At 40.3% G+C, this 20,655-nt stretch carries 16 protein-coding genes; 11 read left to right on the plus strand and 5 right to left on the minus strand.

The features are described from left to right. Positions 1–23: 23 nt before the first annotated feature. From WG989_RS11880 to WG989_RS11905, 6 genes are all read left to right on the plus strand, one after another. On the plus strand, positions 24–1,733 hold the full coding sequence (locus tag WG989_RS11880; protein WP_340429649.1) for a pectate lyase family protein: 1,710 nt from the start codon (positions 24–26) through the stop codon (positions 1,731–1,733). A gap of 185 nt (positions 1,734–1,918) precedes the next feature. After that, a complete protein-coding gene (locus WG989_RS11885; RefSeq protein ID WP_340429651.1) occupies positions 1,919–2,563 on the plus strand; it encodes an SGNH/GDSL hydrolase family protein in 645 nt (214 codons plus the stop codon). An 88-nt stretch (positions 2,564–2,651) separates the two neighbouring features. Further along, a complete protein-coding gene (locus tag WG989_RS11890; RefSeq protein WP_340429653.1) occupies positions 2,652–4,532 on the plus strand; it encodes a heparinase II/III domain-containing protein in 1,881 nt (626 codons plus the stop codon). A 187-nt stretch (positions 4,533–4,719) separates the two neighbouring features. After that, the gene (locus tag WG989_RS11895; protein WP_340429655.1) at positions 4,720–5,637 is read left to right on the plus strand and encodes an alpha/beta hydrolase; all 918 of its coding nucleotides are present in this window, start codon (positions 4,720–4,722) and stop codon (positions 5,635–5,637) included. A gap of 37 nt (positions 5,638–5,674) precedes the next feature. Beyond that, positions 5,675–7,201 (plus strand): sulfatase family protein, encoded by a 1,527-nt coding sequence (locus WG989_RS11900; RefSeq protein WP_340429657.1) that lies wholly within the window; start codon positions 5,675–5,677, stop codon positions 7,199–7,201. Positions 7,202–7,219: 18 nt separating this feature from the next. Further along, on the plus strand, positions 7,220–8,833 hold the full coding sequence (locus tag WG989_RS11905; protein ID WP_340429659.1) for a sulfatase: 1,614 nt from the start codon (positions 7,220–7,222) through the stop codon (positions 8,831–8,833). A 191-nt stretch (positions 8,834–9,024) separates the two neighbouring features. Here the strand turns inward: WG989_RS11905 and WG989_RS11910 are convergent, their stop codons facing one another. Further along, positions 9,025–10,557, minus strand: coding sequence for a hypothetical protein (locus tag WG989_RS11910; protein ID WP_340429661.1), 1,533 nt, complete (start codon positions 10,555–10,557; stop codon positions 9,025–9,027). Positions 10,558–10,752: 195 nt separating this feature from the next. On the opposite strand from WG989_RS11910, the gene WG989_RS11915 reads away from it, so the two are divergent. The 4 genes from WG989_RS11915 to WG989_RS11930 all read left to right on the plus strand — a co-directional run bounded on the left by WG989_RS11915 (position 10,753) and on the right by WG989_RS11930 (position 16,055). Then, positions 10,753–12,792, plus strand: a complete 2,040-nt coding sequence (locus tag WG989_RS11915; protein ID WP_340429662.1) for a glucosidase family protein — start codon at positions 10,753–10,755, stop codon at positions 12,790–12,792. 153 nt (positions 12,793–12,945) lie between these two features. Then, a complete protein-coding gene (locus WG989_RS11920) occupies positions 12,946–13,668 on the plus strand; it encodes a DUF6250 domain-containing protein (RefSeq protein ID WP_340429663.1) in 723 nt (240 codons plus the stop codon). Positions 13,669–14,388: 720 nt separating this feature from the next. After that, the gene (locus WG989_RS11925; RefSeq protein ID WP_340429664.1) at positions 14,389–14,895 is read left to right on the plus strand and encodes a VOC family protein; all 507 of its coding nucleotides are present in this window, start codon (positions 14,389–14,391) and stop codon (positions 14,893–14,895) included. A gap of 209 nt (positions 14,896–15,104) precedes the next feature. Beyond that, positions 15,105–16,055 carry an alpha/beta hydrolase family protein gene (locus WG989_RS11930; RefSeq protein WP_340429666.1) on the plus strand — a complete coding sequence of 317 codons (951 nt, stop codon included), beginning with the start codon at positions 15,105–15,107 and terminating at the stop codon, positions 16,053–16,055. Positions 16,056–16,269: 214 nt separating this feature from the next. Here WG989_RS11930 and WG989_RS11935 read toward each other — a convergent pair whose 3' ends face one another. Continuing rightward, positions 16,270–17,331: a hypothetical protein gene (locus tag WG989_RS11935; protein ID WP_340429668.1), complete on the minus strand. Its 1,062-nt coding sequence runs from the start codon at positions 17,329–17,331 to the stop codon at positions 16,270–16,272. A 368-nt stretch (positions 17,332–17,699) separates the two neighbouring features. Here WG989_RS11935 and WG989_RS11940 point away from each other — a divergent pair, with 368 nt between their 5' ends. Beyond that, positions 17,700–18,167: a RidA family protein gene (locus tag WG989_RS11940; RefSeq protein ID WP_340429670.1), complete on the plus strand. Its 468-nt coding sequence runs from the start codon at positions 17,700–17,702 to the stop codon at positions 18,165–18,167. A gap of 189 nt (positions 18,168–18,356) precedes the next feature. On the opposite strand, the gene WG989_RS11945 is transcribed toward WG989_RS11940, so the two are convergent. The 3 genes from WG989_RS11945 to WG989_RS11955 form a co-directional block, all read right to left on the minus strand. Then, the gene (locus WG989_RS11945) at positions 18,357–18,635 is read right to left on the minus strand and encodes a hypothetical protein (protein ID WP_340429672.1); all 279 of its coding nucleotides are present in this window, start codon (positions 18,633–18,635) and stop codon (positions 18,357–18,359) included. Positions 18,636–18,833: 198 nt separating this feature from the next. Further along, complete coding sequence (locus WG989_RS11950; RefSeq protein WP_340429674.1) at positions 18,834–19,118, minus strand: hypothetical protein; 285 nt, start codon at positions 19,116–19,118, stop codon at positions 18,834–18,836. Positions 19,119–19,131: 13 nt separating this feature from the next. Continuing rightward, positions 19,132–20,568 (minus strand): NADP-dependent isocitrate dehydrogenase, encoded by a 1,437-nt coding sequence (locus WG989_RS11955; RefSeq protein ID WP_340429675.1) that lies wholly within the window; start codon positions 20,566–20,568, stop codon positions 19,132–19,134. Between the last annotated feature and the right edge of the window lie 87 nt (positions 20,569–20,655).

Consider the following 20,655-nt stretch of genomic DNA (forward strand, 5'->3'; position numbering starts at 1 on the left):
TGATAATTTGGTAAATTATATTTATGTGTAAAGAAGTTTTATATCGCTCTCTTGTTTCTGCTGATTTCAGATATGGTTTTTATACTATAAAACACATTCTCTCATTTTTCTTCTTATTTACAAGTGTATTGTCTATTGCAAATGCACAGCCGAAAAGCACAGTTGAAAATGTGGTGATCACATCAACGCAAAATAAAACCAGTGTGCAAACAAATGAAAAAGGGGAATTACTGATTAATGTTTCACCAAAAGATGTTGCTAGATTTAAAACGAATGGATTGGTGCGCTATAGTGATTTCGGTGCTAAGGGCGATGGAAAAGCAGACGACATCGATGCTATTGCTGCAACACATGCCTACGCCAATCAGCATAACCTTCCTGTAAAAGCAGATGATGGATACACCTATTTTATTGGTGGAAAAAACCGTACAGCAGTTGTTCAAACAAATACAGATTTCGGTAAAGCAGCTTTTATCATTGATGATACCAATGTTGAAAACCGGGAAGCACATATCTTTCTCATTGGTTCGATGAAGCAACCGTTCAAGCTCAAAGGCATTTCATCACTTAAAAAAAATCAAACGAAAATTGATGCGTCATTGCCCGGCACTTGTTTGATAACTGTTACCGATACAAACGTAAAACGTTATATCCGTTTTGGAGCGAATCAAAACAATGGTTCTTCACAAACAGATATTTTCATGGTGGATAAAAACGGGAACGTTGATATGAATGCCCCGATCATTTGGGATTTTGAAAAAATTACTGACATTACAGCTCTTCCCATTGATGAGACAACGTTGACCATTTCAGGTGGACGTTTCACTACAATAGCCAACAGAGCAGAATCGAAATACACGTATTACAGCCGGGGCATTATCATCAAACGTTCCAATGTAATTCTATCAGGGCTTGAACATCGTGTTACAGGTGAGGGAGATCAGGGAGCGCCTTATGCCGGCTTTATTACTATCAGAGATTGTTCGAATGTAAGGGTGCAGAACACGCTGCTCACCGGACATAAAGTGTATCAAACAATTGGTAACGCAGGCGTTCCGGTTTCTATGGGCAGCTATGACCTTTCTCCATCCAGAGCGTTGAATGTTTCAATCGTAAACTGTCGCCAAACAAACGATATCAACGATAACAAGTACTGGGGAATCATGGGCTCCAATTTCTGTAAAAATATTTTGTACGACAGTTGTACATTTTCCCGATTTGATGCACATCAAGGCGTTGCAAATGCAACTATCCGCAACTCTACATTAGGGCATCAGGGAATCAATGCAATTGGCAGCGGAAAGTTTATCGTGGAGAACTCCACCGTCTACAGCAGAAGCTTCGTCAATCTACGCAACGATTACGGTAGTACGTGGCAGGGAGAGCTCATCATTCGCAACTGTGTTTTCGTTCCTGCCGGCGGCAAAACTTCCAGTGCCAGTTTGATCAGCGGATCGTATTCTGGTCAGCATGATTTCGGTTACACCTGTTATATGCCGGAACGAATTACAATTGAAAACTTGCGAATCGACGACTCGAAACATCCGGCAGATTATCAAGGACCTGCTATTTTTTCAAATTTCAATCCTAAGATGAAAGATGATTCGTGTCAGGAGAAGTTTCCTTATGTAAAAACGAAGGAAGTTGTACTGAGAAACGTGACGACTATAAGCGGCAAAACGCTGCGGATTAGCGATAACATGTATATGTTCAGGGACGTGAAAATAAGATGAGCATTTGGTTGTTACTCGTGAAATATAATATAGTCAAACACAGCGTATATAACAGATGATTGGAAATATGCATTTACCAAAGAAAAGGTATTGGAGTGAATACCAAAATGAAAGCATGGCTTCGGGAGAAGAGAAGTGCATGTTATGAATGCTGAAACTTGAATACCATTTAAATAAATCTAAACATGAAGTACATTTCCTTTAAACTATTTGGAGTTTTAATCAGTTGCTTGATCTGCGTTGCGGCAGCACAAAAGCAGGCTAAAAAGCTGCTTGTTATTGGAGACTCTATATCGATGGGCTACACACCTTTTTTAGAAAAGTCGTTGGCTCCCGACATTTTGGTAACCCATAATCCGGGTAATGGGGGATCAACAGTAAGAGGTGTGGCAAGTGTTGAAAAGTGGTTGGATAACAGGCAGTGGGATGTCATTCTTTTCAATTTCGGTTTGCATGATATGATGTATAAAGATTCGGCTAATAAGAACGATGTAGTGAACGGTAAAGTTTCTGTTCCATTGGAAGAGTACAGAAAAAATTTAGAAACCATTGTTGGCATACTGCGTGAAACCACTGCCAAACTCTATTTTGTTACAACCACTACTGTGCCGCAAAATTCATCTAGTAGAAAAGTAGAGGATCCTGCGAAATACAACGCAGTTGCGCAGGAAGTGATGAAAAAAAACGGCATTGAAGTCATTGATTTATATACAGCCTCGCTGACCATTCATCCGCAAAATTCAAAACCGAGAAATGTTCATTACACACCTGAAGGATATGAGTTACTTGCATCTTATATTTCGAAAGTTATAAAAGCAGCCACCAGATAAAAATACTGGCAGCGTGAAATGAATGAATTGAGACGATGTGTTTGGTGCCTAACAATTCTTATTACAAGGATTGATAATCGTAGAATATATGAATAAAATAATAATGGTTTTATTGGCAGCGATGTTCCATTATGGCGGATCAGCACAAATTGGCACTACTCCACAGGATTCAATTTCTGTGCAAATGAATGTTCCAGATCATCCCCGTCTGTTTTTGTTAAAAGGCGACGAAAAAACGCTGTTGAATAATATTAAAAAAGACGCAGCCTGGACAAGTATGCACGAAGCAGTGATTAAACAGTCGAACGAAATGCTGGCGCAACCCGTAAATGAAAGGGTAATGATTGGAAGAAGATTGTTAGGCACTTCCAGAGATGTACTCCATAAAGTTTTTTCACTGAGTTATGCGTATCGCATGACGGGTGATGTAAAATATTCCGACAGGGCAGTGAAGGAAATGTTGAAAGCAGCTTCGTTTGTTGATTGGAATCCGAGTCATTTTTTGGACGTGGCAGAAATGACCTTGGCTTTAGCAATAGGGTACGATTGGAATTATGATTTGTTGAGCAAAGAAAATCGTGTACAAATAAAAACGGCCATTATTGAAAAAGGATTAAACCTCTCGCTGCTAACTAAAAACAACTCATGGCTAAATAGAGATAATAACTGGAATCAGGTTTGCAATGCAGGGATTTCGTTAGGTGCATTAGCCGTGTATGAAGAAAATCCGGAGTTCGCAGTTCGGTTACTTAACCGCTCTATCAAATCATTGCCCAATACAATGAAAGTATATGCTCCTGATGGTTCTTATCCAGAAGGGGTGAGTTATTGGGCCTATGGAACAACCTTTAATTGTTTGTTTTTAGATGCGATTGAAAAAATTTACAAGAACAACTTTGGACTTGCGGCTATGCCCGGATTTATGCAAACCGGATTTTTCTCACAGGTGATGATAACGCCTACACTTCAACATTTCGCACATTCCGATTGTGGAATAAAAGCAAATCTGCAACCCGCAGTGTTTTGGTTTTACAGTAAAACCAACGATCCCAAGCTGCTGCTTAACCAATACAAGCTATACCAGGCAGATCGTAAACAAAACTTTGTGAAGGACAGATTATTTCCGCTGGCTATACTTTGGGGTGTGCCAACAAAAGCTTCATTTTCATCTACCGTAGAACCGAAGGAATTGATGTGGGTCACCAAAAGTGAAACACCTGTTGCAGTGATGCGTAGTTCATGGACTGATAAGGATGCATTGTATCTTGGTTTTAAAGGTGGTTCACCTTCAGTGAATCATGCACACATGGATGGCGGTTCATTTTACTTCGAAGCGCAGGGCGTGAAATGGGGGTTGGATTTGGGTATGCACGAATACGAAACATTGGAAAAAAATGGAATTGCTTTATTTAATAGGGCACAGGAAAGTCAACGTTGGGATGTATTTCGAATTGGAAATGCTGCACACAACACATTAACAATAAACAACGAAAAACATTTGGTAAGTGGGAATGTGCTGATCGAACAATTTTCGAATGATGAAAATTTGATGTTCGTTCGTTCCAACTTGTCAACCTTATTTACCCATACTTTAAAAGAAGCGAAAAGAACGGTGGCTTTAATTGATAAATCGTATGTGTTGGTGGAAGATAATATTGCTGCAAATGATAAGCCGGCAACGATTAAATGGAACATGACCACCCAGGCATCGAGCGTAACTGAAATTTCGCCGAATACATTCTTGTTGATCTTCGGGGATAAAAAACTATTTGTAAAGATTGACGGTGCAATTCAACTTCGTTCGTACTTTAAACCGGCAACCCCAACATTGTCATTCGAATTGCCCAACCCCGGAGTTTCATTGTTTGGGTTTGAATTTGATTTGCCGGCGAACGAAACAAAAAAAATCAAAGTGTATTTAATGCCCGAAAAAGAATTTGAAATTAAACAGATGAAGCCTATTCGTTAATGATAGAAAATATTATTCAACGTTGGATCGTTGCAATCAAATAAAACACATGTCATGATGATTATAAAAGTAAAAGATTATGCGTAGTGTAAATTTTCAAACAAGCTCAGCAAAATGTATGTTGTTGCTGTTTTTTTTATTCAATTGCAGTCACTCATTTCTGTTTGCTCAGAAAAACCGGTACGGCATGGCTTTAACGGGTTCGGAGGGGAATTATGCATTGAAAGATTCAGCTAAAATTTGCCCGTTAATCGAAGGAGGTTGCAGCGCATTGCCTGCAGATGCTTATACAGTTCTTGCCCGTTACAAGCCCGAGTTAATCAGTGAAAAAGATTATGCGGAATGCACTACGTTGAAGTTTACATATAAAACGTACGATACTTTTTCGCTGTATATGGAAGTGGATATTCCTAAACAATCCAAAGGTCCGCATCCATTTATTATTTATGTACATGGAGGCGGATGGGCAAATGGCACACTCACTTCGTTTCACAATCAATCGACCTATTTAGCATCAAGGGGTATTGCAGGAGTAAGAATAAGTTATTCACTCATGTCGCAAGGCGGTACTTTTAATAAGGGTATGCAGGAAATGGCGGATGCGTTTGAATTTATAAAAGCACATGCTGCAGAATGGGGATTAGATATGACACGTTTTGGTTACGCAGGCGGTTCGGCAGGAACTCCGTTAGCATCGTTAGCTGCTATGAAACACAACGGGAACGGTTGCAAACTCTTTATGGGCTGCAATGGAATTTATGATTTCACTGGTAATCTTCAGGGAACGTTCGGAAGAAGTTCTCCTTATCTGAAGGAATATCCAAAGCAGGAAAACCGTACGGTTATTTCACCTATTCATGCTATTCCGGAAAAAGTTGCAAACATTCCTGCAGTGATTGTTTTTCATGGTACGGCTGATTTCACCATTTCCTATTTGCAATCAGTTGCACTTTGCGATGCTGTATCGAAAAAAGGAGGGCGTGCAGAAAAAAATATCTATGAAAATTATGTGCATGCTTTTTATGGTAAAGGCGGTTCTGACAGGTATGAAGATATTACGATGAAGATGTATGCCTTTGCCCGCTCGGTTTTTAAAATGCAGTAAACAATATTTTCAAAGCAAATTTTTAAAAAATAATGGTATGAAAAAACTTCTCATGGCACTGGCTCCTTTTGTGGCGTTAACAATAATGGCACAGGGAAATCAGAAAAAAGCAAAGCTGCCTAACATTGTTATCATTTATGCTGATGATATGGGTTATGGTGATTTGAATTGCCAAAATCCAGATTCAAAAATTCCCACACCTAATCTCGATAAGCTGGCATCGGAAGGGATGCGTTTTACCGATGCACACAGTTCCTCCGGTATATGCTCGCCCAGTCGTTTTGCTTTTCTCACCGGCACGTATCATTGGCGAAGGCAACATGGTATTGTAAGTTCATTTGGTAAACCTTTTTTTAAAGATTCGGATATTACGTTGCCCCAGGTATTAAAAACCAAAGGCTATACAACCGCTTGTATTGGTAAATGGCATTTGGGATGGGATTGGGAATTTAAAAATAAACCTTCAGCCGAAACTGAACAATTCGGGAAAAAGGTTAAATATTACCAACCGCAGGACATTGATTGGAGTAAGCCGGTTAAAGGTGGCCCGCTTTCACGTGGTTTTGATTATTACTTTGGCGATGGTACCATTAATTTCCCCCCATATGCCTGGATTGAAAATGATCGTTTCCTGGAGTATCCAACAGAAACTATGCTTGAAAGCAATATCGGTTTCAAAACCAAAGAGGGAAACTGGGAATTCAGACCGGGGCCAAAAGTAAAAGACTGGAATCCATACGATGTATTGCCTACACTTACTAAAAAGGCTGTTGAATGGATTAACAACCGAAAGGAAAATGAACCATTCTTTCTTTACTTACCCCTGCCATCACCTCATGCACCGATTATTCCCAACGATGAGTTTGATAATAAATCGAAAGCAGGTGCTTATGGCGATTTTGTTTTTCAAACCGACTGGGTAGCAGGGCAAGTATTGCAGGCCTTAAAAGATAAAGGGCTGGACGAAAACACCATCATCATTTTCAGTGCCGATAATGGTACGGAACGGTATGCATGGGAACGTGCAGAGAAGTTTGGACATTTCAGCATGGGCAATGATCGTGGTTTGAAACAGGATGTGTACGAAGGTGGTCATCACGTACCTTTTATTTTTAAGTGGCCCGGACATATCAAAGCCGGTTCGATTTCACATGAAGTAATTTCACAGGTAGATGTAATGGCTACACTTGCCAAGATTACAGGAATTGATTTAGATGAAAAAGCGGCACCCGATAGTTATAATCTAACAGCAGTGTTAACTGGAAAGCAATACAAATCGCCACTCAGGGAAGCCACAGTACATAACACCCACCAAGAAAGATGGGGACTTCGCAAAGGAGATTGGCTCTATATTAATAATTCAACCGGCAGCCAACGTGAAATGCCGGAATCTTTTAAAAAGCTAAGAGGGTATACCGATTTTTCTACCGAAGGAATTCTTTTCAATATGAAAGATGATCCGGAGCAACGGGTGAATTTGTTCGAAAAATATCCTGAAATAGTAAAAGAAATGAAACAACTGCTTCAGAAATATCGAACAAGTGAAAGAACAGTTAGCCGTTAACTTTTCAAATAAAGCATTATGAAAAAAATATTTATAGTACTCGCTTTTTTTATTTCGGTAGCGTATGTTGGACTTGCACAAACAGCCGAACCTAAGCCGAACATATTATTTATCGCTATCGATGATTTAAAACCACTATTGGGCTGCTATGGTGATACCATGATTAAAACACCCAATATCGATCGCCTTGCAAAACGAGGCACTATGTTTCGATCAAATTATTGTCAGCAGGCTGTTTGTGGTCCCACACGTGCAAGCATTATGACCGGCATGCGACCCGACTATACCAAAGTATGGGATTTAAAAACTAAGATGCGGGATATGAATCCCAACATTCTTACCATGCCCCAGCATTTTGCTGCGAACGGATATAGTACCCAAGGTATTGGGAAAGTTTATGATCCCCGTTGTGTAGATGATGATTTAGATGCTCCTTCCTGGACAGTACCATATTACTCAACTAACAATAAATATTATACTCCTGAAAACGGAAGGCCTGCTCTTGGTCGGTATCAGTCAAAAGAAACAAAAGAATTAGCAGAAAAATATCAAAAAGAAGGACTTGCAAAAGGATTGAACCAAAAAGAGCTGAATGATTTTGTTGTTAGCAAAGTTCGGCCAACGGTAGAGTGTGTTGATGTGCCCGATAATGCATATGGCGATGGTGCCAATGCGTTGCAGTCAAAAGATATTCTGATTCAGTTAAAACAAAAAAATCAACCGTTCTTTTTTGCCGTTGGTTTTTCAAAACCACATCTCCCTTTTGTGGCACCCAAAAAATATTGGGATCTGTACGACCGAGATAAGTTACCACTTGCTGCGCATCAGGAAAAATCGTTGAACGCAGTTGATATCGCTTTTCATGATGTGGGTGAAATACGTGCTTACACTGATATTCCACAAATAATCGAAACGACTAGGCAAAAAGAGTTTGGTATTACATTGCCAAACGATAAACAAAAGGAATTGATTCACGGATATTATGCAGCTGTTTCATACATGGATGCACAGGTAGGTATTTTACTTCACACACTCGATTCGCTGGGACTTACTGAAAATACCATTATTGTACTGTGGGGCGATCATGGCTGGCATTTGGGTGATCATAATCTGTGGTGCAAGCACTCGAACTTTGAGCAGGCAACCCGCACGCCGATGATTATTTCGGCGCCGGGTATAAAGCCTTCGGTTACAAACTCGAGTTCTGAATTTGTGGATATTTTTCCAACACTTTGCGACCTGGCTAAGATTGACGTGCCTGCTCATTTGGATGGAAAAAGTCAGGTAGCAGTTATGAAAAATCCGGATGTAAAAGTGAAAGAGTTTGCAGTAAGCCAATATCCACGAAGTATGAAAAAAGAACAAGCTGCTCAATTAGGATATAGCAGTACGGGTTTAATGGGTTATTCTATTCGCAATCAACGATATCGTTTTACAGTATGGATGGGAAATGATTTCCGAAGCAATCGTCCTTTCAGCGAAAAAATTTTAGTTGCCACCGAGCTATATGATTATGAAACGGATCCGTTAGAAACAGTGAATGTGGCAAATGATAAAAAGTATGCTGCGGTAAGTAAAGAAATGAAAAATGAAATGCTGTTATTTTTCAAATCACAGGAAAGAAGCAATTGATGATTCGCAAGGGAAGCAATCATGTTAATATTGCTGAATGCTTTGCCAAGAAGAATTCAATAAAACGAAATTAATGACGGTACATTAGTATCATAATAGTTTTCGTATAGCAGCAGTTTTCGGGTCGTGGTGCATCATGTAATATGATGCACCTTTTTAACATCTATAATTAAGAAGTAAATGTTCTTGTATTAAGGCTTGGCGTTTCGTGCTTTCAATTGTGCTACATACAACGAGGCTGGTTGCAATCCATCTTTATTCTGGCCTTCCCATTCAGCATCCTGTCTGCCTTTCAAGCGACCATCATATTTTTCTCCTTTCAAACCAATACAATAGTTTTTACCCGATACCCATGGGTTTTGTACGGCGGCTCGTTTCACTGTACAGTTCCAAACAACCTGCGTTACACCAACCCAGCCATGACCGCTTCCCCAATTACCACGGTCTTGAATATTAATTTCACCATCGGTCGTAATGTTATCATACAATGTACCTGTTGACCACCGGTGGTGTGGTCCAATATCAGCATGTGTTTTGGCAGCTGTACTGTTGTAAAAAACATTCGGGCCGCATGTTCTTGCACCTGTTACGTAGTCATGTCTTCCGTCTGTTGCTTTACAATTCATAAACAGATTCAACTGACCGTCATTATTGAACGAATACCGGCGGCCTCCTGTAATCACTGATTTATGATCGTAACAATTGCTATTCAATACAGAAATATTTTTTGCACTTCCATCAAGGGTTACACAACTATTACCAAAATATTTTGCTGTTACATTACGAACCCAGCTATGTTCAATTTTACTGAATGCAACTGCATTCCATGCATGATTTTCAGAAGTGTCTTTTTCATATTCACTTTCAAAATAAATATGTTCAACGCCAACATGTTTGATACGTCCTTCAAAACTGTAGTTATAGATTTCTGCACCACCATATTGTGTTTCCATCGGCATCATTACAGGATTATCGATCGAAATTTTATTGCCTTCAATTTTGGTGATGATGCGTTCAAACGATAGATCGTATTCTTTTGCCCGCCATTGTTTGGTGCCCGGACGTTCTTCAATCTGATTCATTTTTAAATCATCGATCCATTTTTGTGTGCCTGGCCGGAAGAGAATGATCTTATCGCCTTTTTTAAATTTTTTGGCATCAGCAACGGTAAACGAAAATGTTCCTGTAGGAACATAAGCGTCGGTTACTTTTACCCGGCTGCCTTTTACTTCTTTGATACTGCCGTTTCCTGCAACCGTGATCAGCGATACTTGCTTTTTTGCAGTAGAAATAAGTTTTGTGCCTTCCGGTTGATCGCCTTCTCCACGAAGTACAATTCCGCTGGCAGATATGCGGATACTCTGAGGAATCTTATACGTTCCTTTTTTTAATAAGATCGCTCCACGAAAACCGTTTTTATCCAATGGAAGCTTTGCCACCTCATCAACGGCAGATTGAATTGTACGTTCATCATTATCCGTGCCGGTTGGGGATACGGTTTTAACGATTGATACATCGGGAATTTTCTTATCTCCTCCATAAAAACCCACTCTGCTGAAATCAGGAATCGCATTCCCTTTTTCATCGGCCTTGTAACTAATGCTTCCGTTTTTATTTACTTTCAGAAACGAAGATTCCCAATGGAAAACTCCGTGACTTACGGAAAGCAGCTGAAACGCAAGAACGATAATGAACGATGTAAAAGCAACTCGTTTTTTTAACATGGTAGTTATAGATAAAGTGATACAATAAATTCAGGTATAAGATTCCGACTTTTTTTAATGATATGAACAGGCATGCCAGAATAGTTGAATAATAAGCCAATAAAATACCCGTGGTTTCCCCTGTCTGGAAGAACTTCGCTAAAGTTAGTTAATCAGCAAGTTTTTCTATTGCTGCAACATCATCAATGCACTTTTATGCGGATTCTGTTTGTTTTTCTTTTAATGGTCATGAGTTTTGGTGTAAGTGCCCAGTCGTATACACTAGCTGAGCAAAATGATCGCTGGGTAATACAACCTGATGGAAGTATTCAGTGGACGATCAATGGAAGGATACCGCATAGCGATCATATTGAAATGGCCGGAGAAAAGGTAGCGATGTGGATGCAGTATGGAGTTGACAGCAGTGCCAAACCAAAGCTGTCTCGTACAATGGTTTTTCCTTCCTTTAGATTGTTGCCGCAGCGTACCATTGCTCACATGACGTATAACGTTGAAGATAATGATCTCCCAAGAATTTATATTAACGACAGGTTATTCAAGGCAGGTGTACATAATGCATCATTACAAACAGATATGCAGGAGAAAGTTATCAGCATCACACATAACGGCATCATGCAAATCAATAGTGAAATCGGAAGAGATGGATTATTACTCAGGCGTATTTATTTTCCTTCAGTAGATAAAGCAGTTGCCATTGAAAAACTGGTATTTACCAATTCCGGTAAACAACCGATCCGTGTGGACATGGACTATCTCAAACGGGAAGTAAGTCCATCAGCCGAACGCACAAGTAATGGTCCGCATCATTTTATTATCTCAACGGTTGGTGCAGGATTAAAAACGATACAGCCGGGGGATAGTGCTGTATTTGCAATAACGTATCAGGCTACAAGAGCAGCGGAGCCTTTGCTTACAGTTGACATCAACAAAGAAGAAAATGCAAGGGAGATGCGTGTAAAACAGATGACAGCAAACCTGATCCTTGAAACACCAGATAAAATTTTGAATACCATGTTTGCATTTGCAAAAATTCGTGGTACAGAAAGTATTTATAACACAAAGGGCGGCTACATGCATGGCCCCGGTGGCTTACGTTATTATGCTGCTATTTGGGCAAATGATCAGGCCGAATACATCAATCCTTTTTTTGCTTTTCTGGGAGATGAAATTGGGAATAAGTCGGCAATGAATTCGTTCCGCATGTTTGCGAAATACATGAACCCGCAGTACAAAGCTATTCCAAGTTCTATTATTGCAGAAGGAGCAGGAGTATGGCAAGGCGCAAAAGACAGAGGAGATATGGCTATGATTGCTTATGGTGCCGGACGTTATGCACTGGCGTATGGAAATGTTGATTCAGCAAAAGTATTGTGGCCATTGATCGAATGGTGTCTGGAATATCTTAAACGAAAAGTAACAGCAGAAGGAGTAGTGTATTCTGATAGTGATGAATTGGAAGGAAGATTTCCCGCAGGAAAAGCGAATCTTAACACGAGCTCTTTGTACTATGATGCATTGATATCGGCCGCATATCTTGGTAAACTTTTAGGTATACCTGTTAAGCAAATGAAACAATATCAACAGGAAGCTGCAACACTGCGTACCAATATTGAAAAATATTTTGGAGCAACAGTCGATGGCTTTGAAACGTATCGCTATTACAAAGGAAATGATACGTTACGTGCATGGATCACTACACCATTAACGGTTGATATATTCGAACGCAAAGCAGGTACCATTGCTGCATTGTTCTCGCCTCGTTTATGGACGGAAGATGGCTTGGCTTCATTGGCAGGCAATAAAACATTTTGGGATCGCTCTACTTTGTATGGTTTAAGAGGTGCTTTTGCAGCAGGTGAAACAGAAAAAGCCTTAGCTTTTCTAAAATACTTTTCACGCAGAAGGTTACTCGGCGAACATGTTCCCTATGCAGTTGAAGCATATCCTGAAGGCAATCAACGTCATTTATCAGCAGAGAGTGGTTTGTATTGCCGCATTTATACAGAAGGTATCTTTGGTATGCGACCGACCGGCTTCAATAGTTTCACCTGCACACCTCGCTTGCCGAAAGAATGGAATCAAATGGCCTTGCGAAATATTCATTCGTTTGGAAATGTATTCGATATAGAAGTTACACGAACAGCTCCGGGAAAATTAGTGATCACAATAAAAAAATCAGGGCAGGAAAAGAAGTACACGATTAAAGAAGGGGCAACTCAAAAGGTTATTCTATGAGATGATAGGGTATTTGAATTAATGTACTTTTAAGCATATAATCGTTTCTCTTTGCTCAGGAAATATAGGCCTCTTAGTGTAGATAGATATCTGCTAAGAGCAACCAGAATATCACAGCAGCAGATTTACGAATTGAGCACTAGCTTCACCTAAATGGCAGATAAATTGTTTATGAAAATGATAAGAAAAATCAGCGATTTTTTCATTTATTTTTTAATACTGATTAGTATTCATGTTGCATGTACGCAGAGTATACATAAAGCCGCAGGTAACATCATTTTTGAAGATAATTTTCAGAAGGATACTAAAAACTGGATTGCAGAATTTGAACAACCAGTTGGTTCGACTTTAAAAATCGGGAACGGTATATTGGATATCAATGCTGCCAAGGGCGCCACCGTTTGGTACAAGAAAAAATTATCGGGCAATGTGATGATTACTTATACAGCAACAGTAATAGACTCTGCTGGTAAAAACGAAAGGGTTTCAGATTTAAATGTTTTTTGGATGGCATCCAATCCAAAGTCGGATCAAATGTTTCAGCAAAATGGAAAATTTTCATCTTACGATAACCTGCATTTGTATTATGCAGGTATAGGTGGGCACGATAACTCAACAACTCGTTTTAGAAAATATGCTGGCAGCGAAGGGAAAGAAATTTTGAAAGAATACACAGACAAAGAGCATCTGTTAGAAGGAAATAAAAAATATGCCATTAAGATAGTTGTTGACAACGGGCTTGTTCAATATTTTATAAATGAAATATTGTTTTGGGAATTTAAAGATGCCGCTCCCTATAAGGAAGGATATTTTGGTTTTCGGACTACCACCAGTCATCAAACATTTGAAAACTTTAAAGTTTATAAATTAAAATAAGTAGAAAGAAAATTGAGATATCCTCAAAAACCGAAAAATGACAATTATAAAAAGGTTAATGAAACCTGTTTATTTATTGCTCATTAGTTTTGGTTTGTTTGCCACAGCAAACCCGGTGATGTTATTGTAACGAAAGATAGTATTTGGATAGATGTTGCAATCGATTTTAATACCAAAAAATGAATTCTTGTTTGTAAGAGTTGAGTTTAAATTTTTTACTATCTTCATTTTATAGATGCATTGTTGAAGCAATTCAATTTGTTTAAAGAAAGGTAAGATGAAGTTGGTGAGTCATTTGGTGAGTTGATATTTTGGAAGCTTATAATGATTTGATTATCAGATAGTTATAGCGAACAGATTCGGAGCCGTCCGGTCCGCAAAAAGCCACTCAAATTTGAGTGGCTTTTTTGTGTTTATGCTATTCGTTCTTTTAAAAAAAATCGAACCAAGCATTTCCCTGCTTTCATCGACATTCCGGCAAAAACGGGGCTTGCTGCTATGCTGGCTGACGAATATATTCTCATCTTTTTATTCGCTATGAGCAGTTGCTCCACCCGACGTAATTATATTTATTTTTTGTTGTTAACTTAATCATCATATTTTCAATCAGCAGCGGTTCCGGGCTGGACGATCAATGAATACCAGCACAGCAGCAAGCCCTGTCCGTTAGCGTTCATGCTTTCTTCCTTCTGCTTCACTTTGTAAGAAAAATATAAACCAATGATAAGGTCTTTCCTCCTTTTACTCTTTTTCTTTATCGCATCCTTTGCGATTGCACAAAAAAGTACTGCCTGGTATAACCATACTCTATTGGATGTACAGAACCTGGAAAGTAGTGTTGCTTTTTACACCAAAGTGTTTCAGGCAGACACTATACCGTATCCCTTTCCTCCGAGCTCTCAATACATTGTAAAATGGTTGAGAGTGGGTGAGGGTACTGAACTCCATTTATCACAGTGGATCAACGACACCACTAAAGTTATCCGTGACGTACCTTCAGTACCAGAACTTGTAGGTTTTGTACACTTAGGTTTTATGGTAATTTCAATGGATGTTTTTGTGAAGAGGCTTATGGAAGTGAGCAGTGATTACAAATCAGGTAAATACAAACAGCCGATTATTGAGAGAATGCCCTACGGTGCGAAAACTATCATGATAAAAGACCCTGATGGAAACGAAATACACGTTATAGAATCAATACCTGCAAACAGTAGAACGAACCGCTAACAGTGTGTTTATAAAATTGTGGCTGGACAGTAAGCACTAAACTATTCCTTCGCAGAAACGTCTCCCGCAGGGGACGTTTCGTCATACAGCGTTGAAGTGTAATTACGCCAGGTCCCTTTCAGGAGACGTGTCTAAGAATAATCATCCTGTCATCACGTGTTTCTTTTTTAGTCTATTTTTAGATGTAATACATCATCTAATAAAAAATCATGAGTGATTCAAGGATTCGATTTATCGCAGTTGTATATCTGTCTTTTTTTGCAACCATTTTACAGGCTCAGCATACTGAGGAGTTTGTACATGTAAAAGTGCAACGGCTGAATGATAGCCATATTGATGTGTATCATCACAAACCAACAGGAGATGTGAGGTTGCCCGTTGTTATTTTTTGCCAGGGAAGCGGATACAATTCAGGTACCAAAGAATTTCTTGGGTTGTTGCAGCCATTCAACACAAAGGCTGTTGGGCTTGTAATAGAAAAACAGGGTGTAAAATTTGGTGATAAAGGAGATACCCTGCGTGATGATTTTATTCAAAACAATACGGTTCATCAGCAGCTTTACGATTATCTGCGTGTGCTCCAGTATATGCGGGTAAATATGCGTTGGTGGAACGGCGAGGTGTATGTGATTGGAGGATCGGAGGGTGGTTTGCTGGCAGGTTTGCTGGCAAGTTTTTATCCGAATGTAAAAGCGGTAGCTATTCTTTCGTATGGTGCCGGGTTGAACTTTGGTGAAGCATGGTCGGCGGCCATTCATTTGCAAAAGAAAGCAGAGGGCGCAACTGCAACTGAAATTGAAACGGATATAGCGGCCTTTCAGGATACACTCCATCAAATCCGTAAAAACCCAACCTATTTAAAATCATATAACGGTCGTGAGAATACCTATGCATGGTGGTCGTCCATTATGGATGTACGATTGCAGAATGCGTTATTGGATTTGACGATTCCGATCTATCTGGCACAAGGAGCACAAGATCTTACAGCACCGCCATCTTCTGCAAGATTATTAAAAGAGGCATTCATCCGGAATAAAAAATCCAATCTTATCTATAAAGAATACCCCGATTATGACCATGCATTTAAGGATAACATCAGTGAATCGCATTTTACAGAAGTAGTGACAGAAGCAATCAAATGGTTGCTGGAAGTGAAATAGTAAAAGTGAGAGATTGCTGATCGTATATCTAACACTGCAATCGTATAAAACGTATGAAAATTCTAATTGCAGTGTTGTCTGTCAGTATTTTTTCTTTTCGTCGGTCGGGGTTTGGTGTAAACAACCCCGGGAGTTAGAATATAAAATCCCGGGGTCCACTGCGTGAGACCCCGGGCGGACATAGAGTTGCATAATTCGTTTCTACTACGTACAGTTAATGAACATTAGCAGGCGAAACATTTTCAATCTTCAAGACCTGGCCGGTGAGGCTAACCACGTAGGCATTGTTGCCGATGAACTCCAGTGAGGTGGGCTGGTTCAGTCCATTTGCGATAACGCTGAAACTGCCATCCGTTTTGAGCTTCAGGAGTGCGCCGGTGTTTGGCATGGCGGGTGCTCCTTCATACGGACCATCCCAGATGCCCTGTGCAAGCGTATAGAGAGTGTTTCCGCTGCCAAATTCCACATCTACAAATAACCCAACATTTAACCCGGCGGCTGAGGCAATTTCGGTTGCGGTGAGCGGCTTTGTTGAGAGGGCCATGAGCTTTGCTTCCTCAGGTAAGTGTGGAATGGGACCGGCCAGGGTGAAGTAGATCGTGTTGCCTCTCAGAGCCAGCCCGGTGGGCACAACATTTCCGAAGGCGATCATTTCCGTGATATTGCCATCGAGGGTAACATAAAGTATGCGGTTATGGTGCCCGTCATTCACAATGAAACCGTCACGGTAAGCTATGAACGAGTACTGGAAACCGGTGGGCACGAAGAAGTCTGGCACCGGGGGATGAGCAATAGACCATTCGCCGATATCGGCAATGATGGTATAACTATCAGGGCCATCCACACGGTAGATGCCTACGATGTCTTCACCACCAAGATCCGACCCAACACCGGTAACCAATGCATATGCAGTCCAGTCACGGAAGGCCACATCGATTACTCCGGCACCCTGGAAAAACGGGTCTGGGTTGCGCTTTGGCAATCCGGTAGTAAAGATCGTACGGGCACCGGTCTTTGGATGTATGCGCCAGATGGTGCCGGCGAGTGGTGCGGTAACGTACAACGCACCGTCAGGACCAACGGTACTTCCCTGCAACTCCTCCAGGCCCGTAACCAGCAGCGCTGGTACACCCGGTTGTACTGTTTTTGCTTTTACCATCGAATTATCCAAAAGGGTATCTTCAGCATTATCAGTAAGATCTCCCTTTTTACAAGATGAAGCGATCATCAGAAGAACTAATACTACGATTGCTAAAGCATTGGCTGTTCTTTTCATAAAAAATAAATTAATGGTTAAAGAATAAAAATGCCTGGGAACGGGAGTGGGGAATCAGAGATGGACTATAAAAATAATAGCAAGTTTTATGAACAGCAATACCTATAAAATGGTAGAAAATACCAATGCCCGGTTCTAGTGTTCACGAACCATGGTAAAGGTCGCCATTGGTAACTAAAGCAATATCTGCAAACTATAGCTAAACAAGTAACGGGAATGCACAGGTCAACGACCTGCGCAAGAGAGGGTCTGGTGCAACCGACCCGCCATAATGAAACAAATAAATTAACAACGGCGAGTCCCTTTTAGTAGACTTGCCTGAGAAAGAAAGAACCTAATTTTAAGAAATCAACTTTCAAATAAAACACATGGATAAAAACGATATTGAAGAACGGTTGAATGAATTAGGAATAGTTATTCCTGACATGCAGTTACCGATTGCAAACTATGTTCCCGCTAAAAAAACCGGGAATTTGGTTTTTACTGCCGGACAGGTATGCAGTATTGGCGATAAGGTTATCAAGGGCAAACTGGGTAAAGAAATTGATATTGAAACAGGTAAAGAAGCAGCCAGGATGTGCGTCATAAACTGTTTGGCTGCAGTTAAAAAACTTGCAGGTTCATTAAATGCCGTTAAAGAAATTATTGCTGTACATGGCCTGATCAATTGTGTTCCCGAATTTACCAGCCAGGCTGAAGTTATGAATGGGGCTTCAGATTTTATGGTACAGGTTTTTGGTGAGCAGGGACAACATACAAGAACAGCAGTTGGAGTAGCAAGTTTACCTTTCAATTTTTCTGCATCGATCTATATTGTAGTTGAATTATACGAATGATAAACTAACAGATCTTCCTCGGCCCCGGTAGTTAGGATATACAAATCCCGGGGTCCACTGCGTGAGAACCCGGGCGGACATAAGTAAATATTTATAAAGTGTTGGGAGGAGGCTGGAATTAAAGAAGCAAATTTGAAAGGGTATTGGCTTCGCCAAATCTAAAGTGATGAAGCCAATACCTTTTTTAACCTAGTCTGAAACAGCGATACTAACAACTGAGCGGATGACAAGCTTTTTACCCGACCCATCTACTTCACGAAATAAATTATTCAGTTGATCCATGCTTTTGGTCAAAGCGTCGATCCTATTGATATGAAAGGGATCGTCCTTGCCAAAACGCTCATTGGCACTGAAATTTTGGATTTCGTGAAAATTTGTTTTCCTTGAAAACAAATCGATTAACAGTTCACGGGCATCTTCCGGTGTAAATTGCCCGTCAATCAAATCTGCATGAAGTTCTCTTTTCATAAAAATTAATTAAGAGGTTATTGATTGAAAATATTTTTTTCTCTTTTTCTTTTTTGTACGAGGATCTGGCTTTCATCAATTGAGAGAATACCAATAGTAAGCACCAGAAATACAACCGCAAGTGCCATCAGTAACAAACTTGTTGATTGCTGCTCTGCAAAAATGGAGCATAGGAAAAGTGTCAGTCCTGTAAGCAGACTAAGAATCGAGAGCAACAACTGTTTCATATGCCTGCTTTTTGGTTGTGACATGAATAGTCGCATTGATCTGTAACGGCTGATGTTGGTTGACCAGCGAATTACGAATTACTGCCAGTTCGTGTTGCAGATGCTTTAGCCGACTTTCACGGTATTTAATATCTTCTTCGTTACTGTCTTGAGTAATTTTATTTTCGTGGAACTTAATTTTCAACTGTATCATTTGTGTAAGAATGTCCAGTGCTTCCGTTCCCGAAAACTGACCTTTTATTAATTCGACTTGCATAGTTGTATTGTTATTATTGTCCTTGACCTAAAGAGAAAGCCGCCGTACCATCAAAGCTGTAAAGGTTCTCTGTTTTAATGGTATCAATTTGTTGGTGTGAGGCTTTGTTTAACAGTTCAATGATCTGCTCTTTCTGCATGGTTTTGCCATTTGCCGGTTTAAAACGACAGCGCCAGTGATCGGTACAAAAGGTTTCTTCGAATCCATCAGGCCAAACTTTAATTCCCCGATTGGTGATCATGGAAAGAGAAATGTCTTCTGATTGTAATGGTTGCAGCAAACCGGCCAGTTCGTTAGCAGAGTGGCCGCCCCAGTGCACAAACAGATCTACACCTTCCAGTTTTTTATCAGCGGGTTGTTTACGTTGATACTTTGGTAACTGCAGTGGTTTGTTTGAGGTATAGGATACAGGTTGCAACTGTTTGGGTTCTTTGCCCAGATTGGCAACGATGGCTTCAGCAAAGGCACGGGTGCCTACTTTTTCCTTGCTTACGCCTTCCCGGTAAATATCGTAGGTATGGATACCATCCTCGATGGTTCGTAACCATGCATTTTGAATTTTAGCAGCCACATCACTCTGGCCAATATGGCTCAGCATCATCACCGCTCCTTGCAATAAACCGGAAGGATTTGCTTTATCCTGTCCTGCTACTCTTGGTGCTGATCCGTGAATGGCCTCAAACATGGAACACACTTCACCAATATTAGCCGAGCCCGCAAGACCCACCGAGCCAGTGATTTGGGCAGCCACGTCTGATAACACGTCGCCGTATAAATTCGGCATTACAATCACATCAAACAACTCCGGTGTGTCAGCCATTTTTGCTGCACCGATATCAATGATCCAGTGTTCGTTTTCAATTTCAGGGTACTCTTTTGCTATTTCATCAAATACCTTATGAAACAAACCGTCGGTTTGTTTCATGATATTGTCTTTCGTAAAACAAGTTACCTTTTTACGTTGTTGTTGACGAGCGTATTCGAAAGCATAACGGACAATTTTTTCACAGCCGGGCCGGCTGATGAGTTTTAAACATTGTACCACCTCATCCGTTTGTTGGTGTTCAATACCTGCATACAGATCTTCTTCGTTTTCACGGATGATCACAATATCCATTACCGGATGCTTGGTACTCACAAACGGATGTAGACTTCGGCAAGGACGTACATTGGAATATAACCCAAGAAATTTACGGGTCGTTACATTTAAACTTTTGTAACCTCCTCCTTGCGGAGTGGTGATGGGTGCTTTCAGAAAGATCTTGTTGCGGCGTATAACGTCCCATGCTTCAGGAGCAATACCTGAGCTGTTACCTGCCAGATAGACTTTTTCGCCAACTTCAATTTCGTCAATCTCAAGTTGTGCACCTGCGGCTTTTAAGATCATGAGTGTGGCATCCATAATTTCGGGGCCGATGCCGTCGCCTTTTGCAACTGTAATACGTGTCATAGTGTAGAGTTTGATTTTAGTGGCCACAAAATTGCAGTTCTGTATTCATAAGTTTTTATTTATATTTACTATGATATACATAAATAT

The organism is Lacibacter sp. H407, assembly GCF_037892605.1.
In the GTDB taxonomy this organism is placed as follows: Bacteria; Bacteroidota; Bacteroidia; order Chitinophagales; family Chitinophagaceae; genus Lacibacter.